Below are 646 nucleotides of genomic sequence, written 5' to 3' on the forward strand. Positions count from 1 at the left end.
TTTCCGCACTCTGCTGGCAACGCTGCCGCCGGCGGACGCCGCCGCCGAAACCCGCGTTCGCACCCTGTTTGCCAAGGCCGACAAGCCGAAAGCTTCGCTTGGCCGGATTGAAGATGTCGCGGCATGGCTCGCCGCTTGGAGCGGGCGTGCGCCGCCGGCCGTCAATCGTCCGCTTGTGGCGATCTTTGCCGGCAACCACGGTGCCGTTCGGCATGGCATTTCGCCGCGGCCGGTTTCGGCGACCGCCAATGCCGTCGAACTCTGCGCCGCCGGAGGTGCAGCGATCAATCAGATCTGCATCGCCAACGATCTCGGCCTGAAGGTCTTCGACCTGGCGCTGGATATTCCGATCGGGGACATCACGGAAGAAGCGGCCCTCGATGAGCGCGGCTGCGCCGCCACCATGGCCTTCGGCATGGAAGCGGTCGCGGGCGGCGCCGATCTTCTTTGCCTTGGCGATCTGGGCGTCGGCAATTCAACCATCGCGGCCGCGCTCAGCGCTGCCCTCTTCGGCGGCAAGGGGTCCGACTGGGTTGGACCTGGATCGGGGGCGGACACGGCGATGATGGCGCGCAAGGCCGAAGCGGTCGACCGGGCGCTTGCTTTCCACGGCGCCGGTCTCGGCGATCCGCTCGAAGCCTTGCGC

The 646-nt window shown here is 67.8% G+C and carries 1 protein-coding gene; it reads left to right on the forward strand.

Annotated features, from left to right (window positions below):
• Positions 1 to 646 (forward strand): nicotinate-nucleotide--dimethylbenzimidazole phosphoribosyltransferase (locus EOA75_RS33555; RefSeq protein WP_206517144.1); only part of this gene is annotated, 646 nt, incomplete at both ends.

Source organism: Mesorhizobium sp. M1A.F.Ca.IN.022.07.1.1 (genome assembly GCF_003997575.1).
GTDB lineage: Bacteria > Pseudomonadota > Alphaproteobacteria > Rhizobiales > Rhizobiaceae > Mesorhizobium.